17 protein-coding genes and 1 pseudogene are annotated in these 19,841 nt (G+C 64.8%); 7 read left to right on the top strand and 11 right to left on the bottom strand.

Translation table 11 applies throughout. From position 1 onward, the window contains the following. Nucleotides 1-134 precede the first annotated feature (134 nt). On the top strand, nucleotides 135-1,409 hold the full coding sequence (locus ACCQ12_RS00515; RefSeq protein WP_372382664.1) for a right-handed parallel beta-helix repeat-containing protein: 1,275 nt from the start codon (nucleotides 135-137) through the stop codon (nucleotides 1,407-1,409). Nucleotides 1,410-1,523: 114 nt separating this feature from the next. Here ACCQ12_RS00515 and ACCQ12_RS00520 read toward each other — a convergent pair whose 3' ends face one another. Continuing rightward, on the bottom strand, nucleotides 1,524-2,480 hold the full coding sequence (locus ACCQ12_RS00520; RefSeq protein ID WP_372382665.1) for an AraC family transcriptional regulator: 957 nt from the start codon (nucleotides 2,478-2,480) through the stop codon (nucleotides 1,524-1,526). A 79-nt stretch (nucleotides 2,481-2,559) separates the two neighbouring features. Between ACCQ12_RS00520 and ACCQ12_RS00525 the strand changes: the two genes are divergently transcribed. From ACCQ12_RS00525 to ACCQ12_RS00535, 3 genes are all read left to right on the top strand, one after another. Continuing rightward, nucleotides 2,560-3,363: an alpha/beta fold hydrolase gene (locus tag ACCQ12_RS00525; RefSeq protein ID WP_372382666.1), complete on the top strand. Its 804-nt coding sequence runs from the start codon at nucleotides 2,560-2,562 to the stop codon at nucleotides 3,361-3,363. Beyond that, the gene (locus ACCQ12_RS00530; protein WP_372382667.1) at nucleotides 3,360-3,755 is read left to right on the top strand and encodes an MAPEG family protein; all 396 of its coding nucleotides are present in this window, start codon (nucleotides 3,360-3,362) and stop codon (nucleotides 3,753-3,755) included. The genes ACCQ12_RS00525 and ACCQ12_RS00530 overlap by 4 nt, the downstream gene beginning before the upstream one ends. 71 nt (nucleotides 3,756-3,826) lie before the next feature. Beyond that, entirely contained in the window at nucleotides 3,827-5,380 is a 1,554-nt protein-coding gene (locus tag ACCQ12_RS00535) for a hypothetical protein (protein WP_372382668.1), read from the top strand. A 108-nt stretch (nucleotides 5,381-5,488) separates the two neighbouring features. Here ACCQ12_RS00535 and ACCQ12_RS00540 read toward each other — a convergent pair whose 3' ends face one another. The 10 genes and pseudogenes from ACCQ12_RS00540 to ACCQ12_RS00585 form a co-directional block, all read right to left on the bottom strand. Beyond that, nucleotides 5,489-5,743 (bottom strand): DUF2164 domain-containing protein, encoded by a 255-nt coding sequence (locus tag ACCQ12_RS00540; RefSeq protein ID WP_372382669.1) that lies wholly within the window; start codon nucleotides 5,741-5,743, stop codon nucleotides 5,489-5,491. Between the two features lie 118 nt (nucleotides 5,744-5,861). After that, nucleotides 5,862-6,248: a hypothetical protein gene (locus ACCQ12_RS00545; protein WP_372382670.1), complete on the bottom strand. Its 387-nt coding sequence runs from the start codon at nucleotides 6,246-6,248 to the stop codon at nucleotides 5,862-5,864. A gap of 79 nt (nucleotides 6,249-6,327) precedes the next feature. Beyond that, nucleotides 6,328-6,794 (bottom strand): annotated as a pseudogene (locus tag ACCQ12_RS00550) (LuxR family transcriptional regulator). A 161-nt stretch (nucleotides 6,795-6,955) separates the two neighbouring features. Next, nucleotides 6,956-8,569 (bottom strand): hypothetical protein, encoded by a 1,614-nt coding sequence (locus ACCQ12_RS00555; protein WP_372382671.1) that lies wholly within the window; start codon nucleotides 8,567-8,569, stop codon nucleotides 6,956-6,958. 2 nt (nucleotides 8,570-8,571) lie between these two features. Continuing rightward, nucleotides 8,572-9,621: an RDD family protein gene (locus tag ACCQ12_RS00560; protein ID WP_372382672.1), complete on the bottom strand. Its 1,050-nt coding sequence runs from the start codon at nucleotides 9,619-9,621 to the stop codon at nucleotides 8,572-8,574. Then, entirely contained in the window at nucleotides 9,618-10,022 is a 405-nt protein-coding gene (locus tag ACCQ12_RS00565) for a hypothetical protein (RefSeq protein ID WP_372382673.1), read from the bottom strand. Before ACCQ12_RS00565 ends, ACCQ12_RS00560 begins: the two co-directional genes overlap by 4 nt. A gap of 147 nt (nucleotides 10,023-10,169) precedes the next feature. Beyond that, the gene (locus tag ACCQ12_RS00570) at nucleotides 10,170-10,637 is read right to left on the bottom strand and encodes a DUF4410 domain-containing protein (RefSeq protein ID WP_372382674.1); all 468 of its coding nucleotides are present in this window, start codon (nucleotides 10,635-10,637) and stop codon (nucleotides 10,170-10,172) included. Nucleotides 10,638-10,890: 253 nt separating this feature from the next. Beyond that, entirely contained in the window at nucleotides 10,891-11,343 is a 453-nt protein-coding gene (locus ACCQ12_RS00575; RefSeq protein ID WP_372382675.1) for a hypothetical protein, read from the bottom strand. Nucleotides 11,344-11,654: 311 nt separating this feature from the next. Further along, nucleotides 11,655-12,665, bottom strand: a complete 1,011-nt coding sequence (locus tag ACCQ12_RS00580) for a class 1 fructose-bisphosphatase (RefSeq protein ID WP_047693269.1) — start codon at nucleotides 12,663-12,665, stop codon at nucleotides 11,655-11,657. A gap of 654 nt (nucleotides 12,666-13,319) precedes the next feature. Continuing rightward, nucleotides 13,320-14,522, bottom strand: coding sequence for an amino acid aminotransferase (locus ACCQ12_RS00585; RefSeq protein WP_372382676.1), 1,203 nt, complete (start codon nucleotides 14,520-14,522; stop codon nucleotides 13,320-13,322). Between the two features lie 157 nt (nucleotides 14,523-14,679). Here ACCQ12_RS00585 and ACCQ12_RS00590 point away from each other — a divergent pair, with 157 nt between their 5' ends. The 3 genes from ACCQ12_RS00590 to adh all read left to right on the top strand — a co-directional run bounded on the left by ACCQ12_RS00590 (nucleotide 14,680) and on the right by adh (nucleotide 19,752). Next, complete coding sequence (locus tag ACCQ12_RS00590) at nucleotides 14,680-16,803, top strand: TonB-dependent receptor family protein (protein ID WP_372382677.1); 2,124 nt, start codon at nucleotides 14,680-14,682, stop codon at nucleotides 16,801-16,803. A 673-nt stretch (nucleotides 16,804-17,476) separates the two neighbouring features. Beyond that, nucleotides 17,477-17,974, top strand: a complete 498-nt coding sequence (locus tag ACCQ12_RS00595) for a hypothetical protein (RefSeq protein WP_372383682.1) — start codon at nucleotides 17,477-17,479, stop codon at nucleotides 17,972-17,974. Nucleotides 17,975-18,222: 248 nt separating this feature from the next. After that, nucleotides 18,223-19,752: an aldehyde dehydrogenase gene (gene adh, locus ACCQ12_RS00600; protein ID WP_372382678.1), complete on the top strand. Its 1,530-nt coding sequence runs from the start codon at nucleotides 18,223-18,225 to the stop codon at nucleotides 19,750-19,752. Nucleotides 19,753-19,841: the final 89 nt, after the last annotated feature.

The raw sequence follows: 19,841 nt of genomic DNA on the forward strand, positions 1-19,841 counted from the left end.
CAATCGATACGTCGATGCGGCCCTCGCCGCGGCGACCCACCGCGCCGCCGCCACTCACTCACCCAGCTCCAGGGACCCATCCGATGATCACCACCTCCCGCCTTGCCGTCGTGGCAATGGCACTTGCAGTGTGCATGCCTACTTCGCTGGCGCTCGCGGCCGATTGGTATGTCTCGCCTACCGGCTCGGACAGCAATGCCGGCACGCGGGCCGCGCCCTTTGCCAGCGTGATGGCGGCGCAGGCCGCCGCGTCCAGCGGCGACACGGTGTACCTGCGCGGCGGCACCTATCGCCCCACCAACGCGAATGTCAGCGTGAGCGAGCGCACCTACGCCATCGTCAATGACATCACCAAGGATGGCATCCGCTACGTCAATGCCGCCAACGAGCGCCCGGTGTTCGACTTTTCCGCAGTGACGCCGGCAGATCGCCGAGTGGCGGCATTCCGCGTCCGCGCCAGCAACTGCGTGTTTCGCGGCTTCGAGGTGATCGGCGTGCGCATCACCATCGCCGACCGCCTGACCCAGTCCGAAGCCTTTCGCGTGCAGGGCGGCAACGGCAATCGCTTCGAGCGGCTGGCCATCCACGATGGGCAGGCGATCGGCTGGTATCTGGTGGCGGGCAGCAACAACCAGGTGCGCAACGTCGATGCGTACAACAACAAGGGGCTCAACACGTTTTCCTACGGCAACATCGATGGCTTCGGTGTGCATCCCGGCGCCGCCGGCAGCGTGGGCAACCGCATCGAGGGCAGCCGTGCCTGGAACAACAGCGACGACGGGTTCGATCTGATCAATGCCTGGGAAGCGGTCACGCTGGAGCACAACTGGGCGTTCCGCAACGGCCTGGATACCGATGGCACGCCGCTGGGCGACGGCAACGGTTTCAAGGCCGGCGGTTTTGGACGCAACGGCAGTGTCTACCCGCAACCGGTGCCGCGCCACCGCATTGCGTTCAATCTGGCGGTCGGCAACCGCACCAATGGCTTTTATGCCAATCACCAGATCGGTGGGCAGGACTGGATCAGCAACACCGCCATCGGCAATGGGCGCGCCAACTTCGACATGCTGTCCACCCTGGCGGACAATCGCACCGACGTGGCTGGCTACGATCACACCCTGGCCAACAACCTGGGCTACGGCACGCGCACCGAGATCGCCAACCTGGGCGCCGCCACGGCCAACGAGATCGGGCGCAACTCCTTCAGCATTCCGCTGGTGGCGATTGCGCGTGACTTCGTCAGCCTGGATGAGCGCCAACTCACCCGTCCGCGGCAGGCCAACGGCGATCTTCCGGTGATCACCTTCGCCACGCTTGCGCCCGGCAGTGCGTTGATCGATGCCGGTGCCGACAGCGGTGCGGCATTCAACGGGCGTGCGCCGGACCTGGGAGCCTTCGAATCGCTCTAGCGATGGCGCAGGCGATTTCGCGGCGACGATTCGGTCTTCCGGCGCGTCGACGGAACGGAGGGACGGGCCAGCCCGGGCCCTGTCTGCCTGGCAGGCAGGGCCCGGGCGGCGGTGCTAGGGCTTTGCCTGCTTGGGTGCATGCCCGAAATACGCCTTGAATGCGCGGCTGAAACCGGCTTCGGACTGATAGCCCACCCGGCGCGCGGCATCGCCCACGCCGACATTGCCGGAGCGGATCAGATCGTCGGCCACGCTCAACCGCCACAGTGCGATGTAGCGCATCGGCGGCTCGCCGGTGACCTGCACGAACTGCTGCGCCAGCAGCGAACGCGACAGGCCGGCATGCCGGGCGAGCTGCTCCACGCTCCAGCGGCGATACGGATCGGCATGGATGGCGTGCAAGGCCAGACCGACGCGCTCGCCGGCCGCGCTGGTGAGCCAGCGCGATTGCTGTGGATGCAATTCGGCCCAGCTGCGCAGTGCGCGGATCACCAGCAAATCGATGATGCGCGAGACCATCAGCTGCGCACCGGGCCGCACCTCGTGCGCTTCGGCCATCAAGAAATGCGAGAGCAGGCGCAACCATTCGGGCACGCGTCCGGCATCGCCGGGGATATGGATCAGCGTCGGTAGCGCCCGCATGATCGGCGGCAACGGCAGGCGCTCGTAGCGAAAGATGCCGCCGATGACGCTGGCCATCGCCGCGCCCTCGCCGTGACGGATCTTCAGGCGCGCCGGGTCGAACCGGTCGGCTGCGAAAAAATCCTCGGCACTGCGTGCCGGGCGCTGCGCTTGCGACAGCGTGTGGCCACGGCCATGTGGCAGCACGACCAGATCGCCGGTCTGCAGCTGCAGTGATGCACCGTCATCTGCAGTGATCCACAGCGAGCCCGCCTCGACAAAATGCAGATGCGATGGCCCGGCCGGCACCCGTGCGTGCACGCCCGCCGCCAGCTCGGCGCTGTACACGCCATCACCCTGCAGGCGGATCAAGGTGAGCAGTTGCGACAGGATGTCGGCGCGCGCGGGCTGGGCATCGCCCGCCGCCTGCGGCGCTGGAGGATCGGTCATGGAAGGCGGTGTCCGGGTCATGGTGTCGCGCGGTGTGCAAGCGGAACCTTAGTTCATTCCGACAGAGCCGAGGTGCCCCATGAAACGTACGACCTGCATTCCCATCGCCGCGTTGCTGTTGTGCGCGCTGTGCTCCACCGCCGTGCAGGCGCTGCCGGCGCCGCGCCCCACCATCGTGCTGGTGCACGGCGCCTGGGAAACCGCTGCGATCTGGCGCCCGGTCGCCGGCCAGCTGCGTGCGCACGGCTACCGCGTCATCGCGGTGAATCTGCCCGGCCGCCCTGGCGCCTCGCAAGCAGCGGAGGCGATCAGCCTGGCGGCGTATCGCGATACGGTACTGGCCGCGATCAAGGACGAGACGGCACCGGTGGTGCTGGTCGGGCACAGCTTTGGCGGCGTGACCGTCACCAATGTGGCCGAAGCCGCGCCGGCCAGGATCAAGACGCTGGTGTACCTGGCCGCGTTCGTGCCGCAGGACGGCCGCACGCTGCTGGCGCTTGCACAGGCCGACACCGGCAGCCAGTTGCCGCCGCATCTCGCGTTGGACAAGAGCAGGGGCGTCATGTCGGTGGCAACGTCGGCACGCGCGGAGGTGTTCGCCAACGACGCCACGGCCGCGCAACGCGCCGCCGTGCCGGCCATGCTGGTGGACGAGCCCGTGCAGCCGATGATGACGCCGGTGCAGCTGACTTCGGCGCGCTCCGGCAGCGTGGATCGGGTGTACATCCGCACCCTGCAGGACAAGGCGCTCAGCCCTGGTTTTCAGTCGCAGATGATTGCCGCCGCACCGATGCGGATGACCATCGATCTGGACACCGGGCACTCGCCCTTTCTCACTGCACCGGCGGCGCTGGTGGCAGCGATTGAACAGGTGGCGCAATGAGCCCGCAGATCGAATTGAGTGTGGTGGCCGCCCTGGCAGTGCTGTGCCTGTGCCTTCCCTTGGTGTTTTCCTCACTGTATGCGCGTCAGGTCGGTGCCAAGGCGTTGATCGGCAATCGCGAGGGCATTGCCGAACCGGACGGGGCCGCGGGGCGTGCGCAGCGTGCGCATCGCAATCTGCTGGAAAACTTCCTGCCGTTTGCCGCAGTCGCGCTCGCTGCCATGCAGCTGCAGGTGTCCGGAACCATCACCGTCATCGCATCGTTGGTGTTTTTGGGCGCGCGCATCGTGCATGCGGTTTGCTATCTTTTCGGCATTCCCGGTTTGCGCACACTCGCCTATCACCTAGGCCTGTGGGCGACGCTGGCCTACGCATCGCAGTTGTTCTTGTGAGGTTCCTGATGCACGCCAGACACACCGCAGACACGTCGTCGGCAATGTCCCCGCCGGCACGCACCACGGTAGTGACATCCGCTGCAACCGAGCCTGCCGGTGCGCTGCGCAAGGCCGTTGCCGGGCGCGTGCTTGCGCTGTGGCTACTGGTCGGGGCGCTGGCGCATGTGCAGGCCGTCTCCGCTGCCGGGCGCGACAGCTTCAGCGTGACCATCAAGCCGTTGACCGCGCAGGACGGGACCGTCACCGGGCTGGCGGTCACCGAGCAGGTCACGCGTGCAGACGCGCGCAGGCCGCTGAGCTTGGTGCTGCCCTCGGCCTTGCCAGCCGTGCCGCATAACGCAGACGCCATCAGCGAGCTGCATGTCAGCGACGCCGGTGGCGAGGTCGCGCTGTCGATCGCCGAAGGCGCAGCGGTGGATGGCTTCGACATGCGCCGCTGGAGCACCGAGCGGCCGGTCGGTCCGCAGGTGACGGTGCGCTACCGCGCCGCCTTGGTGCCTGCAAATAGCGGTGGTCCGCCCTTTGGCATGAAGGCGGCCGGGCTGGGTGTGGCAGGCAGCTCCAAGAGTTTCGTGCTGCTGCCCGAACAACTGGACAGCGACGCCAGCACGCTGATGTGGGATCTGTCGGAACTGGCGCCCGGCTCCATCGGTGTCGCCAGCGGCGGCGTCGGCACGGTGCGGGTGCTGGGCCCGGCAACGGTCATGGGCGATCTGTGGCTGCTGGCCGGGCCGGCCGTGGTGGCCCAGGTGCAGGACGATGCCGTGTTCAACGCCTACACGATCGGCCAACCGCCCTTCGATGCCGCAGCCACCATGGCGTGGGCACGGCGCGCGTACGACGTGCTGGCAACCGGGTTTGGCTACATCGACGCGCCGCCGCGCTACGACCTGTTGATCCGCGCGTTGCCGGTGGCCTCGTACGAAACCGGCACCGCACGCCTGGCAGGCGGTAGCAGCCTGATCACGGTGGGCAACGTGTTTTCGCCAGGCCAGGATCTGCACAGCGTGCAGAGCACCATCTTTCACGAGATGGGGCACCAATGGGTGGGCCAGCTCACCAATGCCGTGGAGCCCTGGTACGCGGAAGGGGTCAACGTGTTCGTGCAGGCGACCTTGCCATGCGCGGCCGGCCTGCTTCCACACGCGGCCTGCGCCAACGCCATCAACACATGGGCGCAGCAGTACTACGCCAGCCCGGCGCGGCGCTGGTCGCTGCAACGCATCGATGCGGCCGGCTTTGCGCAGGAATCCATCCGGCGTATCCCGTATGCGCGCGGCATGTTGTACTTCGCCAGTGTCGATGCCGCCTTGCGTGCACGCTCGGCCGGCAAACGCGGCTTGCTGGACGCACTGCGACCGCTCTACGTCGCACGGCATGCCGGCAAATCGTTCGAACGCAGCGATATCGAAGCGCTGCTGCGCCGCGAACTGGGCGATGCCGAAGTCACCCGCTTCCGCCAGGTCGTTATCGACGGCACCCAACTGATCGTGCCGCCTTCCAATGCCTTTGGCCCCTGCCTGCAGCGCCAACCACGCCGCCAGATCAGTGAAGGCAAAGCAGTGGAAGGCTATGTGTGGGAGCCGGTATCCAGCGGCGCACGCACAGCCGCGTGCCAATGATGCAGATCGCAAGGGACGCATTCGACCGTTGATCACGCGTGCTGCCTCTGCGCCGAGCACATTCTCCTGCGTGCTCGGCGCGGTAAGGCAGCGACTTAGGGCACCCTATCACTTCTTGAAGTTGGTGGGACGCTCCAGCTGATAGACCGCCTCACCCAGATCTTCCAGCTTGCCGGCGATGATGGCTTGCGCATCATAGACACCGCGGTTGTAGAAGTACGCGCCGACTTCCCCGGCGAAGAAATCGAGCAGGAACTCGGCGTCGAACCGCCCGATCTCCTGCCTGAGTTCTTCGGTGAAATACAGCTGGATCTTGCGGGTGATCGCGGCACGTTCGGCGTCGGTGAATTTGATGTCGGTCATTGGTGCTCTGGTCTGCTCAACTACGTATCCGGGCGATTGACGTTACGACACAGCAAGCTCAGGCTGATCTGTGGCTGTTGAACCCGAACGCTTGCCTGGCAGGCATCGAGATTGAGCGTCAGTTGACAACGGGCCAACAGGAAGGCCTGCCTGCCCGAATGTAGTCAAGGTAGTCGGACTCGGCAGTTCCGACGTTGGTCCAGCGATCGGGATCCGCCGCCAGGTGTGTACGGGCATACGCGACGGCGGCGGCTGCGTCCGGAACAACGGCAGCAGGGGCATGCTGCTCATCCGGCTCGAAATGCGGGAAATCATACAGATCCGAGTAGCCTTCGCTGCCAACGTCCTCAACGTCATGAATCCACAGCTCGATTGAATCGTTTGCTGGTCGTAACTCGATATGGCGAATGTACGTCGGGTCGACTGGACTTCTCCCGAGGAACTGCTCCACTGGCTTGTTGCGCCGTAATGTGGCTTGAATATCAATCGGTAAAAGATGTCGCATACAGGCTCCTTGCCTTCAAGCCGCCGCTGCTCCACAGACACGTCGAGCTACGCCGTAATGTGGCGCGGCTCGAGGTCGCTTACTTGATTTGACTTTGCGCGCGCTTGAAATACGCCGTGCGCATCATCGGGTTACCGTCCTTGAAGTAGGCTTCAATCTCGGTCATGACCTTGCCATCGGCGCTGACCGTATAGGTGCGTGTGGATGCCGGGACGCCTTGATACATCAACTGCATCACCAGCACGCCTGGCTCGGGCATTTTGACAGCGGCACGATCGACCAGGTAAGTGCCCGATGCCTCACCCGGCGTACCGTCCAGCAACAGCGTGGAGTGTGCCTGCAGCGTCTTGTTGTCGTGTTCGGTGATCTCGGCGCTGGTTGCCCACTTGTTGCCTGGAACCTGTTTGAACTCCAAGACGACACGTTTGGGGCGTACCGCCGCCGGCATCGGTAGGCTGGTGGTATCCAGCAGCCAGGTTCCGACCAGTGGCGATGGCGCGGTTGATGCGGAGAAAGCGGGGGGGCCTGCAACAGAACGGCAGTCACCAATGCAGCGCATGCGGTCTTCATGAGAACTCCCTGGTCGATACGTAATCCTTGCGGGCAGTCTGCTGACTGGTGCAAGGCAGTGCGATTGGAAATCAACTCCGCGTAGACCGTCCCACTTCGGCCCGAGGGCGATACAAACGCAGCTTACGATGCGTGCTTCAATTGAAGTGGATGTTCCGCAACGCGCGTAACGAGGCCGCTGCCTGCTCAGGCGGTAACGCAAGCGCTTCTTGATAAAGTTGCGCGGACACCTTGCAGCGCTGTGGTTGCGACCATGTGGCCCACTCGACCGGGCCTGGCTGTGATGCGAGCGCTTTCCAGAACAGGGTGTTGTAGCGCAAGCGCGCGGCCTGCTCTTCTGCGTCGGATACCGTATGTTGCGGTGCCTGCACTGCGGTACGGGCGATCAAATCCGCTAGCAGGTCGCGCACGCGTGCGCGGGTCCCCTCATCCTGCGGGCGCTCACCGTTATCCAACAAGGTGTTGCATTGCGCCTTGTCCTGGGTGCGCACGGCGTCATCCCAGAGCGCCGCGATGCCTCGACCCCAGCGGACCATGTCGGCATCGCTCGAGCTTCCAAAGGCGAATGCCGTCATTTCAGCGTAGAGCCTGCGCAACCAGGCAGTTGCAATGTCGTTGTCCTTGGCAAGCAACGCCTGGCGAATCGACGGTGCGCGCTGTAGGACCTGGTCCGGTTGCTTGGCCGCATACGCCAAGTAGGCGCGCCAGGAGGCGTCGCTGGCGCCCATCTGGTGCAAGGCGCCTGCCATGGCCATGGCGGCACGCGTCGCCGGCTTGCCGTGTGCATCGAGGATGCGCACGCTGACGCCGCTTTCGATCAACTCGGTGGCATCGATCCAGGCCATCGCGCTGGGCGGCGTATGGCTGCGTTTGGACAACAAGCCAGGCCCGAACCCAGCACGCAGCAGGATGGCGCGTGATTGTGAATCCCCTTGCGCCAGCGCTGATTCGCGCCATTCCTTGGGCGCGTTACCCAGCATCCTGTTCCGGTGCAACCCGATGGAGCCTCGTAGGCCGAGCTCACGCTCGGGCGATGCCGCCCAAAGCAAACTGCAGGCGCTGGCGCAATAGTCATCCACACGCACCACCACGTCGCGGGCACGGATGATCTTGGCGACTTCAAGTGCGTCGCCGACCAACCCGCCGCCACTGCGGATATCGATCCGCTGCAGATGCGGCGCACGCGCCATGGCAGCCTTGAAGTCATCGATGAAATTCGCCGCGATATTACCGTCGATGCTTAGCACCCGCTTGTCGGCACTCAGTACCATTTGCGCGTCTGGATCCTCGTGACGTGCACGATCGTTACTCACCACCTGATAGAGCAATGCAGCAATCAATGGCAGTGCCAAAATCAGCAACCACACCGACGTCCACGCGCGCGACGGACCGTAGCCGGGGTCGCGTTTGATCGCGATACCCAGCACCGTTGCAGTCAATAGCAGCGACACAGCAAACAGACTCAGATGCCAGGCCAGCGGCAATGGCAGCCGCCCGGGAATGTGAAAACCCCATAACGGCAGCGCGACGCCAAGGACCAGGCAGCCGAACAGTGCGAGTACCCCCAAGACGGGCAGCCACGGTGTCATGCGCGGGCTCCAGCGGCGTCCGAGCGAGGTCCACGCTGTTTCGCCAGGGCGCCACGACATGGTGTCGGCACGATAGCGGCCACGTCCGAACTCGGCGTGCACCTGTGCCATCTCCCACACACCGAGATAGCCCCGCCTGTCGCGTAAATGCAGGTTTTGCATGCTCATTGCATCCAGCGCATCAGCGCCACCAATGCCATCGCCGAGATGCCGGCTACCACATACAACGTGATCTGCCAGCGGCCTGTCGGCCGGTGCGTGACTACCCAGCCCGCCTTCAAGTCCCAGGAGGTCTTGCCTGCGTTGATCAGTTTCACGAGGGCAAACAACTGCGTCATCATGCTGATCAACGGCACGCATAGGCCCATGCCGAATACGAACACCCGTCCCTCGCGGCGGACTGCGTCTGCAAAGCCCAGCGCATATCCATCCGCACGCAGAACGCGGATGCCGAACAACCACTTGCCGGGCGTCGTGCCGCATAAGCCTATCCAGATGGCAAGCACCGGCATCAGCAACAGGCTTGTCAGGACGCCGGAGAGCAATGCCTTGCTAGAGACCGGTGCCACCAGCGCCGAATACAGCGGCGGGCTGATCGTACCCACGACAATACCGATGGAAAACCACAGCAGCAGGCCGAGTGCGAAGGTGTCGAAGCTGCGCGCAAAACAGCGGCGCCATGGATGCGGACGGATGTCTTGCCAGCCATCGGCATACACGTGCAGCACCGGGGCGTCGGCCGGAAGCGCAAGCTGTGGCCGGCTGATCGTCGCCAGGAAGTCGGTGGAGTCGAAGTTGCGTGCTGCCGGTGTGCTGCCATCGGCTTGCCCGGCTTGCAGCGCCACTAAGCTCACTGCACTATCAGGGATCGGTGGCGGAGTGGCTTGCGACAGCGAGCAGCGCGCGTAGGGCTCCCAGCCCGACATGCCTGCCGTCCACATCAGCGTGTCCGCGTGGATACGCCCTTCGGCAAACCACGCCTGTGCCTGCATCCGGGTCGCCCCGCTGGATGCTCCATTTTCCTGGGCATACCAATACTGCTCCATGTGCAGGGCACTCATTGCGTCGACGCGGTTGGTGCAAGCGATAGCGGCAGGACAGCAGGTAACTTGAGGCACCCAGTGCGCGTCTGCGGCGATCGAAAGCCGGATCGCAGCGGGTAGGCAGCTGTGATCTGCCCGCAATGCTCCACACTCATCTGCATCTTCTATCAAGCATTCGCGCTGCGTAATGGTCCGATGGGCGTAAATAGGTATCCCGCCGCGCGGATCTTCGTCAATGCCTGTACTGCCAGTACCGCGAAACACACATATTTAAGCAGCGGGATGATTGCGCACAGCACCATCGCGCCGGTAACGAATGACGACCACCCCAGCGCGGTCGCAGTGAGGTAACCGCCATACGCGCCACAGCCAACTGCCAGCACGCTCAGTGCGATGCAAACGATGGTGGTAACGGTCCCCACGCCTGCCGTGGCGGTCACCGCGACCGCAGTACCAAAGCTCAACCCGGCCGCCAGGCATGCCAACAGGATCCAGCGCAGCCCACTGACGGCATCCCTGGCATTGGCCTGCTGCTTGTGGGATTTATTGAAAGACAGATTACTGACGTCCATGGTCCTTTCTCTTGAAGGAATGCCTTGCTGCCCCGAGCGGTGACGGCAGCCGGTACGGCGTGCAGATGAGGCAAATGCTGCGCGAAACACGTGGTGCTAAGTGTGCGAGCACCACTGTGCATGAGTGACGTGCGGCTCCCGCAGGCTTTATCGCATCTGCGTCAGGCGTTCGACGATTTCTTCAGCATGCGTTTCGATCAGGCCCTCGGAGGTACCCCACGCCGAAGTATTGGTCGATTCCACGTCGAATGCGGCCACCGTCTTGCCGGCATCTTTGACCTCGATGGATGTCTTAACCTTGTCGCGTCCGGCCATGATGCCGGCCCAGAATCGGGCGCCATTGCTGCGCATGTAGTAATGGGTGACGCTGATGTCCAGTTCACGCGCTCCCGGCGCACCCTGCACCCCGCGCAGTTTGGCCTCACCGAGCTTGGCATCGAGCTGACGTCGAAACATCGCCAGACTCGCAGCATCGGTATCCTCACTGCCCTTGATCTCATACCAATACGTCGCGGCAGCATCGGCCTTGTAGCTCTGGCGCACCACGCTGTTGGTGGAGCAGGCGCACAGCAATGCAGCGCTCGTCATCGCGAGCGCCCAACCCATCTTCTTCATCTATGTCCCCGGTGGAATCCATTCGAGCCAGCCGCTTGCCGGCTGGTAACCCAAGCGTAGCAAAGCAGACGGCCGTCGCATGTCGGGAGAATTCTGACGGCTATCCGCGGACGTTTGAATCCTGACGATGGCGTCGCGCCCGGGAATTGAACGTCGTATCGGTGCCTGTGTTATCCCTGGCGCCGCAGTGCGTCCCGTGGTTGATGCGTCTTATATCGCGCTTGCGCCTCGAATCGCCCTCCGCGTGTTGCAATCACGCGGTAGCCGTCAGTTCTTTGGTGCGCTGATAAATGCAGCTAGCGATTCCTGCCCAAAGCGATGGGCAAGCGACAAATGAGGCCAAGGAAGCCAATGAGTCGAATGGCCTTGAAGAATCGTGCATCAGGCGCAGGAGTAGACAGAGGCTTGCCACAATTGCTGCTCCAGCGACTGCCGCAACATAGGGATGTGCATGCTTCAGGCCAGGAACAAAATTCAGCGTTGGGACGCCCAAAATAAGAAAGAAAGGTGAGCCAATGCCGAATGCGAAAAAACAGTAGTAAAGAAAAAATGTAGGCGCCGCTTCACCGCTGCCCGACATTGCCACACTAAGCGCGATGAGGACACCGCTCAGAATCGTCGCGGCGACGCATGAAAATAGCACCGAACCCAAAATGACCACGCTCACTTTTATCAAGCGTGCGGTTGCGAGCAGGGCGTCTCTCACGCGGGTTTCCTCGAAGAAGAAATGATGTGCGCGCTCAGCAAGCGGGTTCTCCGATGAGGAGGCGATCGGCAGGAGACAGGCGGAAGGTCAGCACTTGCTTGATGCACAGCTGTTCGCCGGCCCTGCGAACCGGGAGATCGCCATGCGTCGCTCCACATCGTGCGCGTGCACCAGGTCCCTGGGGTCTTCGGTTACTTCAGCCGGCATCCCCGCCGATGCAGTCTTGGCGTGCCCGGTAAAAAGACACCCGCAATACGCGGGCGTCTTTGGGTAATACATGACTGCTGGTTTTTCAGGGCAGGCTCGTCGTCTTACGCCTTATCCGCCTCCAGGTGATATCGCGTGGCCTCATTCACCTCGTTCTTCGAGCCCAAAAATACCGGCACGCGCTGATGCAACTGTGTCGGTTGAATATCGAGAATGCGCTCGCGGCCGGTGGTCGCGGCGCCGCCGGCCTGTTCCACCAGCATGCTCATCGGGTTGGCTTCGTACATCAGGCGCAGCTTGCCGGGCTTGGACGCGTCCTTCTTGTCCCACGGGTAGATGAAGATGCCGCCGCGGGTGAGGATGCGGTGCACGTCGGCCACCATGCTGGCGATCCAGCGCATGTTGAAGTCCTTGCCGCGGGCGCCGTCCTTGCCGGCCAGCAGGTCGCCCACATAGGCCTGCATCGCCGGTTCCCAGTGGCGCTGGTTGGACATGTTGATGGCGTATTCGGCGGTGTCGTCGGGCACGCGCATGTTGGCCTGGGTCAGCAGGAAGCTGCCTTCCTCGCGCTCCAGGGTGAAGGCGTGGGTGCCGTGGCCGAGCGTGAGCACCAGCATGGTGCTGGGGCCATAGATGCAATAGCCGGCGGCGACCTGTTGGGTGCCGGGCTGCAGGAAGTGTTCGTCGCCGGGCTTTTCGGTGCCCTTGGGCGCGCGCAGTACCGAGAAGATGGTGCCGACCGAGACGTTGACGTCGATGTTGGAGCTGCCATCGAGCGGGTCGAACAGCAGCAGGAAATCGCCGCTGGGGTACTGGTCGGGCACCGGCTGGCTGTGGTCCATTTCTTCCGACGCGCACGCGGCCAGATGGCCGCCCCAGGCATTGGCTTCGAGCAGGATGTCGTTGCTCAGCACATCGAGCTTTTTCTGTGCCTCGCCCTGCACGTTGCCGGTACCGGCATCGCCGAGCACGCCGCCCAGGGCGCCCTTGCTCACGGCAATGGAGATGCGCTTGCAGGCGCGCGAGACGATGGTGATCAGCTGGCGCAGTTCCGCATCGATACGGCCGGCGTGTTGTTCTTCGATCAGGAAGCGGGTCAGCGAGGGACGCGACATGGAGCGGGCAGCCTGTTGTAGGAAGTGGGCCGCCATTGTCGCCATTGCGCCGTTAGATTTCGATCACTTGCTGCGCGGTTTGTAGCGTGGCTGATCGAATTTGTGCGAATGGGCGGTGGGAGCGGAACGCTTCATGGCGCTGAGGTGCCCCCATCCGCCCTGCGGGCACCTTCCCCCGCAAGCGGGGGAAGGAAGAAGTCGGCGAAGGGGGCGGGTAAGGGAGTCGGGTGGGGATGCGAATCGGGGAAGGGAAAAGGCCGGGAATGAGGTGTGGCGCGAAAGGCGATGTGTGTGGTGGCCGCGCCGGCGGCTTGGAGGCAGGGCTAGAAAACCCCCGCCGAAACGGGGTTTTCAGTATCCAGGCCGGTCGTGACGATCAGAAGCTGTCGCAGAGCGCGCCTGTCTATGGCAGGCGGCGCGCTGGGCGCGACGTGTGGCCGTCGCCTGCCTTCGGGCACCCGGCAGGCGACGTGGACCAAGACCAAGGCGATCGCCAAGTGGGAAAGCGACATCGACCGAAAAGCGTGTCGTCATTGTCGGCGCGTCGCGGCCGATCCGCCAGTTGCTCGGTGGGGTGGGCAAAAAAAGACCGGGAGGCTGGCGCGCTCCCGGTCTGCAGTACGTCGATGCGGCTGCGCGCCGCGTCGGGGCCGCTTACACCCGGCTGACGGTCGCCACGGCCTGGGCCACGTAGTCCAGGTTGCGCTGGCTCAGGGCGGCCACGCAGATGCGGCCAGTGCCCACGGCGTAGATCGCAAACTCGTCGCGCAGGCGGTCCACCTGGGTCTTGGTCAGGCCCGAGTACGAGAACATGCCGGCCTGGCGCTGGATGAAGTCGAACTCCGGCGCGCCCAGCGTGGCGAGTTTGTCCACCAGCCCTGCGCGCAGGGCGTGGATGCGTTCACGCATTTCGGTGAGTTCCTGCTCCCACAGATCGCGCAGCTCCGGGCTGGTCAGCACGCCGGCGACGAGTGCGGCGCCGTGCGTGGACGGGCTGGAGTAGATCGTGCGGATGATGCGCTTGACCTGCGACTGCACGGCCTTGGCTTCGGCGGCGGTAGCCGAGACCACCGACAGCGCGCCCACGCGCTCGCCATACAGCGAGAACGACTTGGAATACGAGCTGGCGACCACATAGCTGTCGATCCCTTCGGCGGCCAGCAGACGTACCGCATACGCATCGGCCTCAATGCCCTTGTCGAAGCCCTGGTAGGCAATGTCGACGAACGGGAACAGGTTGCGTTCCTTCAACAGACCGGCCACCTGCTTCCACTGCTCGCGGGTCAGGTCGGCACCGGTAGGGTTGTGGCAGCACGCGTGCAGCAGCACCACCGTGCCCGGCTCCAGCTTGGCCAGGTCGGCGAGCATGCCGTCGAAGTTCAGGCCATGGCTGGCGGCGTCGAAATAGGTGTAGTCGACAACCTCGAAGCCGGCCGCGCCGAACACTGCACGGTGGTTTTCCCAGCTGGGGTTGCTGATGGCGATGGTGGCCGTGGGCAGCAGCTTCTTGAGCAGGTCTGCGCCAACGCGCAATGCGCCGCTGCCGCCGACGGTCTGCGAGGTCGCCACGCGCCCGGACGCCACCAGCGCCGACTCGGCGCCGAACAGCAGCGCCTGGGTGGCCTTGTCATACGCGGCCAGGCCGTCGATGGGCAGGTAGCCGCGCGGTTTGGCCTCCTGCGCAAGCTGCTGCTCGATCTTGTGCACGGCGCGCAACAGCGGGATGCGCCCGTTTTCGTCGTAATAGATGCCCACGCCCAGGTTGACCTTGTTGGGGCGGCTGTCGGCGTTGTAGGCCTCGGTCAGGCCCAGGATGGGGTCGCCTGGAACCTGTTCTACGTTTGCAAAGAAGGACACGGCATAACTCGCTGAAGGACGAAAGAGTGGGGTACTTCCGGGGTGCTCGGCCGCGGCTGGGCCAAACCACTTCATCCTAGCAGCCCATGGCCGGCGTAGCATGCTTCGTTCCGTACGCAACGATGCGGCCACAGTACGGATAAGGGACACTATCCCCATGCCCAGACTCGCCTTGTTGGCCGCCGCGTGCGGCCTGTTCGCCACGAGCGCCGCGCCGCTCGTCCTGGCCGCCGATCCGGCGCCTTTGCAGGTCCTTCCCGCCGTGCAGGTGGACGCCGCCCGTGTGCACGGGGTGGACGACTTCGACCTGCCGGCCTCGTTCACCGTGGTGTCGGCCGACGACGACAACCGCCGCGGCGTGCAGGTATCCGAGCTGCTGGACGGCATCCCCGGGCTGGTGGCGCGCGACCGCCAGAACTACGCGCAGGACACCCAGCTGTCGATCCGCGGCTTCGGCGCGCGCTCCACCTTCGGCGTGCGCGGCGTGCGGCTGCTGGTGGATGGCATCCCGGCCAGCATGCCCGACGGCCAGGGCCAGCTCTCGCACTTCAACGTGCTGGGCGCGCAGCGGGTGGAAGTGCTGCGCGGGCCGTTTTCGGCGTTGTACGGCAATTCCTCCGGCGGCGTGCTGCAGCTGTGGAGCGCCGATGGCGCCCCCAACGACCCGTGGCGGCTGCGCGCCACCTATGGCAGCAATGCCACCGTCAATGTGGGCGCGCAATTGCTCGGCCAGCAGGGCGCGGTGCACTACAACCTGGCGGCCAATCATTTCGACACCGATGGCTTCCGCGACCATAGCCGCGCCAGGCGCGAATCGGTCAATGCCAAGCTCGGGTTCGATCTGGCCGAGGGCAGCCGGCTGGACCTGGTGCTCAATTATCTGGACGCACCGGATGCGCAGGACCCGCTCGGCCTGACCCGCGCCCAGTTCAACGCCGACCCGGCGCAGGCCACGTCGGTGGCCACCCAGTTCAACACCCGCAAATCGGTGCGTCAGTCGCAGGCCGGGACGATCTTCACCCAGCAATTCGACAACCAGACGCTGCGCCTGATGGCCTATGGCGGGCAGCGCAGCGTGGAGCAGTTCCTGGCGATCCCGGTGACGGTGCAGCGCAACCCGCTGCATTCGGGCGGCGTGATCGATCTGGACAGCAATTACGAAGGCGCCGATGCGCGCTGGGCCTGGCAGGGCGAAGCGCTCGGCCGGCCATTGCAGCTGACTGTCGGCGCCAATGTCGATCGCCAGCGGCAGCACCGCACCGGTTACGAAAACTTCGTCGGCGACACGCTGGGCGTCAAGGGCGCATTGCGCCGCAACCAGCGCGATCAGGTGGAAAACGTCGACCAGTTCGCGCAGCTGTGGTGGCAGTGGAGCGAGCGCTGGTCCGCGCTGCTGGGCGTGCGCCATAGCCAGGTGCGCTTCGATTCGGACGACCACTACATCGTCGGGCGCAATCCCGACGACAGCGGCCAACGCGATTACTCGGCCACCACGCCAGTGGCCGGCATCGTGTTCCGTGCCACCGACGACCTACGGGTTTACGCCTCGGCCGGGCGCGGCTTCGAAACGCCCACCTTCAACGAGCTGGGCTACCGCAACGACGGCGGCGCCGGTCTCGCGCTGGACCTGGGCGCGGCGACCAGCCGCAACTACGAGGTGGGCAGCAAGTGGCGCGCGCAAAGCGGCGCGGCGGTGGAGTTCGCGTTGTTCCGCGCCGACACCGATGACGAACTGGCGGTGGCCAGCAACACCAACGGCCGCAGCACCTTCCGCAACATCGGCGCCACCCGCCGCCAGGGCGCGGAGCTGAGCTGGCAGCAACCGGTGGGCGCCACCCAGCAGCTGCAGCTGGCCTACACCTTTGTCGACGCCACCGTGCGCGATGGTTACCTCACCTGCGCCAGCAGCGGCTGCGCGGTGCCCACCGCGCCGGTGGCCAGCGGGTCGCGCCTGCCCGGCGTGCCGCGTCAGCAGCTGTTTGCGCGCTGGCAATGGCAGCCCATGCAATGGCAGTTCGCCGCCGAAACGGTGGCCTCCGGCGCCACCGTAGTCAACGATCTGGCCACCGAGCGCGCGCCCGGCTATGCCTTGGTCAACCTGGAAGCTTCGCGGCGCTGGACTACCACGTATGGCGCACTGCGAACCTTCGCGCGCATCGACAACGCGCTGGACCGCCAATACGTCGGCTCGGTGATCGTCAACGACGGTAATGGGCGCTACTACGAACCCGGCCCGGACCGCACCTACACGGTGGGGCTGCAGTGGGATTTTGATGGCTGAGCAAGTCACCGACGCCCCCCACGACAACACGCACCCCCTGCCGTTGTAGGAGCGCCCTCGGGCGCGAAGACGCTTTCCCGATAGAGCCACCCCGCTAACGCCCACAGCCTCACCACATCACGCACCGCCGCCGCTGCGCACGTGCCCGCGTAGAAGCGCCCCCGGGCGCGACGAGGCTTGCCCGCTCACGCCCCGCGCCACGCCATACCGCACCACGATGGTCGCCACGCCCGCTGGTGCCTTCTCTGCGAAGGCGACCGCGATCGATTGGATATCACCTGTTCGCGCTCGGCTACCGGCGTTTTCGATCCTGCTGGTGTTGAACGCAATCGAGCCGGCCGCCGTGCAGGCAGAGCGACAGGCTGCCTGCACGGCGGCCGGCGGCCCATGTCCAGGCCCGGCCCCACGACGCCGCCGCACGCGACGGCAGCGCGGCAGCCGGCAAGCATGCTCGCGGCAGTACGCACGGCGGCCGGCGACTGCACTGCGGCGCCGCGCAACGGGTAATCGCCGGAGGCGGGGCTGCCGGCGCGGTCGCCGCGCGCGCGCGCGCATCACTCTGCGCGCTGCTGGCGATCATCCTGTTCCAGTCCAAGTAGATCCGCAGCGAGTCCAGGCACTGCCAGAGCGGCGTGCTAGCCTCTGCCACTCATTCTCGGCATGGAGTGCAATGATGATGAAGACCTGGAAGCGAATGGTGAGCGTGTCGGCAATGGTGGCCGGCCTTCTGCTCTGCAGCGCAGCGTGGGCAGACCACGTGGATATGCGCATCGTGCGCGACTATCCAGCCGGCTCCCCCGCCATCGCAAAAATACACACCTGGCTGCAGCAGCAATCCGGGCTGAGCACGCAGCCCAGGCAGACACCGCCACCGGCCGATGCCGCCGCGTTGGGGCCTGTACGCATCGGCACCGCCCTGTTCGATCGTCCGCTGAACACGCGCGCCGACACCGCAAGTAACGTAGCCCCGCTGCCGGCACGCGGCCAGCTGCGCGACGAGATCACCATCGACGCCTGCAATGGCGATCAGCAGTACCACTGGGTCTATGTGTGGGCAGAGACCGCTGCCACGGCTGCGTGGCAGTTGCGCTCCTATCAGCAAAAAACCGTGGCCGATTGCAAGGCATCGCCGAATGCAGCGCCGGCCACAGCACATGCCGCTGCACCGTGATCGCGCCCCGTCACCGCCGCGTACCGGCGGTGACGTGCTCGGATCGATCGCGTCATAGCCATCGCATCGTTGCGGCGTCGTCGCGTTGCCCACCCATCGGCGCAATGACGCGCTGCAGCGCATTCGGGTGACCGCACCCCGTCCTGCGCCGGCTGCGTGGTGACGCAGCGCAACAGCCCGCGCGCGGAGATTGCACTGGCACCTGGCTGGGTATACACGTGGCTTCGCCTTTCCTGCCGGAGACCATGATGAACGCGCAACCTGCCACCAAGCCGCTCAACACCGACCCGCAATCGATCTTCAAGCCGCGTTACGACAACTTCATCGGTGGCAAGTGGGTGGCGCCGGACAACGGCCAGTACTTCGACAACACCACGCCGATCAACGGCAAGGTGTTCACGTCGATCGCGCGCTCCACCGCGCCGGATATCGAAGCCGCACTCGACGCCGCGCACGCGGCCAAGGACGCCTGGGGCAAGACCTCCACCACCGAGCGTTCCAACGTATTGCTCAAGATCGCCGACCGCATCGAGCAGAATCTGGAACTGCTCGCCTATGCCGAGACCTGGGACAACGGCAAGCCGGTGCGCGAAACGCTCAATGCCGACGTGCCGCTGTGCGTGGACCACTTCCGTTATTTCGCAGGCGCCATTCGTGCGCAGGAAGGCGGCATTTCCGAGATCGACAGCGACACCATCGCCTATCACTTCCACGAGCCGCTGGGCGTGGTGGGGCAGATCATTCCGTGGAACTTCCCGCTGTTGATGGCCTGCTGGAAACTCGCACCGGCGCTGGCCGCCGGCAACTGCGTGGTGATGAAACCGGCCGAGCAGACACCCGCCTCGATCCTGGTGTGGATGGAAGTCATCGGCGACCTGCTGCCGCCCGGCGTGCTCAACGTGGTCAACGGTTTTGGACTGGAAGCCGGCAAGCCGCTGGCCAGCAACCCGCGCATCGCCAAGATCGCCTTCACCGGCGAAACCACCACCGGCCGGCTGATCATGCAATACGCCAGCCAGAACCTGATTCCGGTGACGCTGGAGCTGGGCGGCAAGTCGCCCAACATCTTCTTTGCCGATGTCATGGCCGAAGACGACGATTTTCTCGACAAGGCGGTGGAAGGCTTTGTCATGTTCGCCTTCAACCAGGGCGAAGTGTGCACCTGCCCGTCGCGCGCGCTGATCCAGGAATCCATCTACGACAAGTTCATGGACAAGGCGCTCAAGCGAGTGGCGGCGATCAAGCAGGGCAACCCGCTCGACCCCAACACCATGGTGGGTGCGCAGGCCTCCAGCGAGCAGCTGGAAAAGATCCTGTCCTACATCGACATCGGCAAGCAGGAAGGTGCCGACGTGTTGATCGGTGGCGAACGCAATACGCTCGATGGCGAGCTGGCCGAGGGCTTCTACGTGAAGCCGACCGTGTTCAAAGGCCACAACGCGATGCGCGTTTTCCAGGAAGAGATCTTCGGCCCGGTGGTGTCGGTGACCACCTTCAAGGATGAAGCCGAAGCGCTGGCGATCGCCAACGACACGCTGTACGGCCTGGGCGCCGGCGTGTGGAGCCGCGACGCCTCGCGGCTGTACCGCATGGGCCGCGCAATCCAGGCCGGCCGCGTGTGGACCAACTGCTATCACGCCTATCCGGCGCACGCTGCGTTCGGCGGCTACAAGCAGTCGGGCATCGGGCGCGAGAATCACAAGATGATGCTCGACCATTACCAGCAGACCAAGAACCTGCTGGTGAGTTATTCGCCAAAGGCGCTGGGGTTCTTCTGATCGCATCCCGCCGCGTCGTCCGGCAAGGGCCGGTGCGGTAGCGGCGGTCCGTGCACATTGCCTGCGTGGGGGGCGCTTACGCCCTCGAT

This window comes from Xanthomonas sp. NCPPB 1068 (assembly GCF_041479385.2).
GTDB lineage: Bacteria > Pseudomonadota > Gammaproteobacteria > Xanthomonadales > Xanthomonadaceae > Xanthomonas > Xanthomonas cannabis.

Excerpts from the sequence above, each read along its gene's own strand:
- ACCQ12_RS00545 (WP_372382670.1), bottom strand. The coding sequence starts at position 6,248 with ATGCGACATCTTTTACCGATTGATATTCAAGCCACATTACGGCGCAAC.
- ACCQ12_RS00580 (WP_047693269.1), bottom strand. The coding sequence starts at position 12,665 with ATGTCGCGTCCCTCGCTGACCCGCTTCCTGATCGAAGAACAACACGCC.
- ACCQ12_RS00555 (WP_372382671.1), bottom strand. The coding sequence starts at position 8,569 with ATGCAAAACCTGCATTTACGCGACAGGCGGGGCTATCTCGGTGTGTGG.
- ACCQ12_RS00590 (WP_372382677.1), top strand. The coding sequence starts at position 14,680 with ATGCCCAGACTCGCCTTGTTGGCCGCCGCGTGCGGCCTGTTCGCCACG.
- ACCQ12_RS00515 (WP_372382664.1), top strand. The coding sequence starts at position 135 with ATGCCTACTTCGCTGGCGCTCGCGGCCGATTGGTATGTCTCGCCTACC.
- ACCQ12_RS00595 (WP_372383682.1), top strand. The coding sequence starts at position 17,477 with ATGATGAAGACCTGGAAGCGAATGGTGAGCGTGTCGGCAATGGTGGCC.
- ACCQ12_RS00570 (WP_372382674.1), bottom strand. The coding sequence starts at position 10,637 with ATGAAGAAGATGGGTTGGGCGCTCGCGATGACGAGCGCTGCATTGCTG.
- adh (WP_372382678.1), top strand. The coding sequence starts at position 18,223 with ATGAACGCGCAACCTGCCACCAAGCCGCTCAACACCGACCCGCAATCG.
- ACCQ12_RS00540 (WP_372382669.1), bottom strand. The coding sequence starts at position 5,743 with ATGACCGACATCAAATTCACCGACGCCGAACGTGCCGCGATCACCCGC.
- ACCQ12_RS00520 (WP_372382665.1), bottom strand. The coding sequence starts at position 2,480 with ATGACCGATCCTCCAGCGCCGCAGGCGGCGGGCGATGCCCAGCCCGCG.
- ACCQ12_RS00565 (WP_372382673.1), bottom strand. The coding sequence starts at position 10,022 with ATGGACGTCAGTAATCTGTCTTTCAATAAATCCCACAAGCAGCAGGCC.
- ACCQ12_RS00530 (WP_372382667.1), top strand. The coding sequence starts at position 3,360 with ATGAGCCCGCAGATCGAATTGAGTGTGGTGGCCGCCCTGGCAGTGCTG.
- ACCQ12_RS00525 (WP_372382666.1), top strand. The coding sequence starts at position 2,560 with ATGAAACGTACGACCTGCATTCCCATCGCCGCGTTGCTGTTGTGCGCG.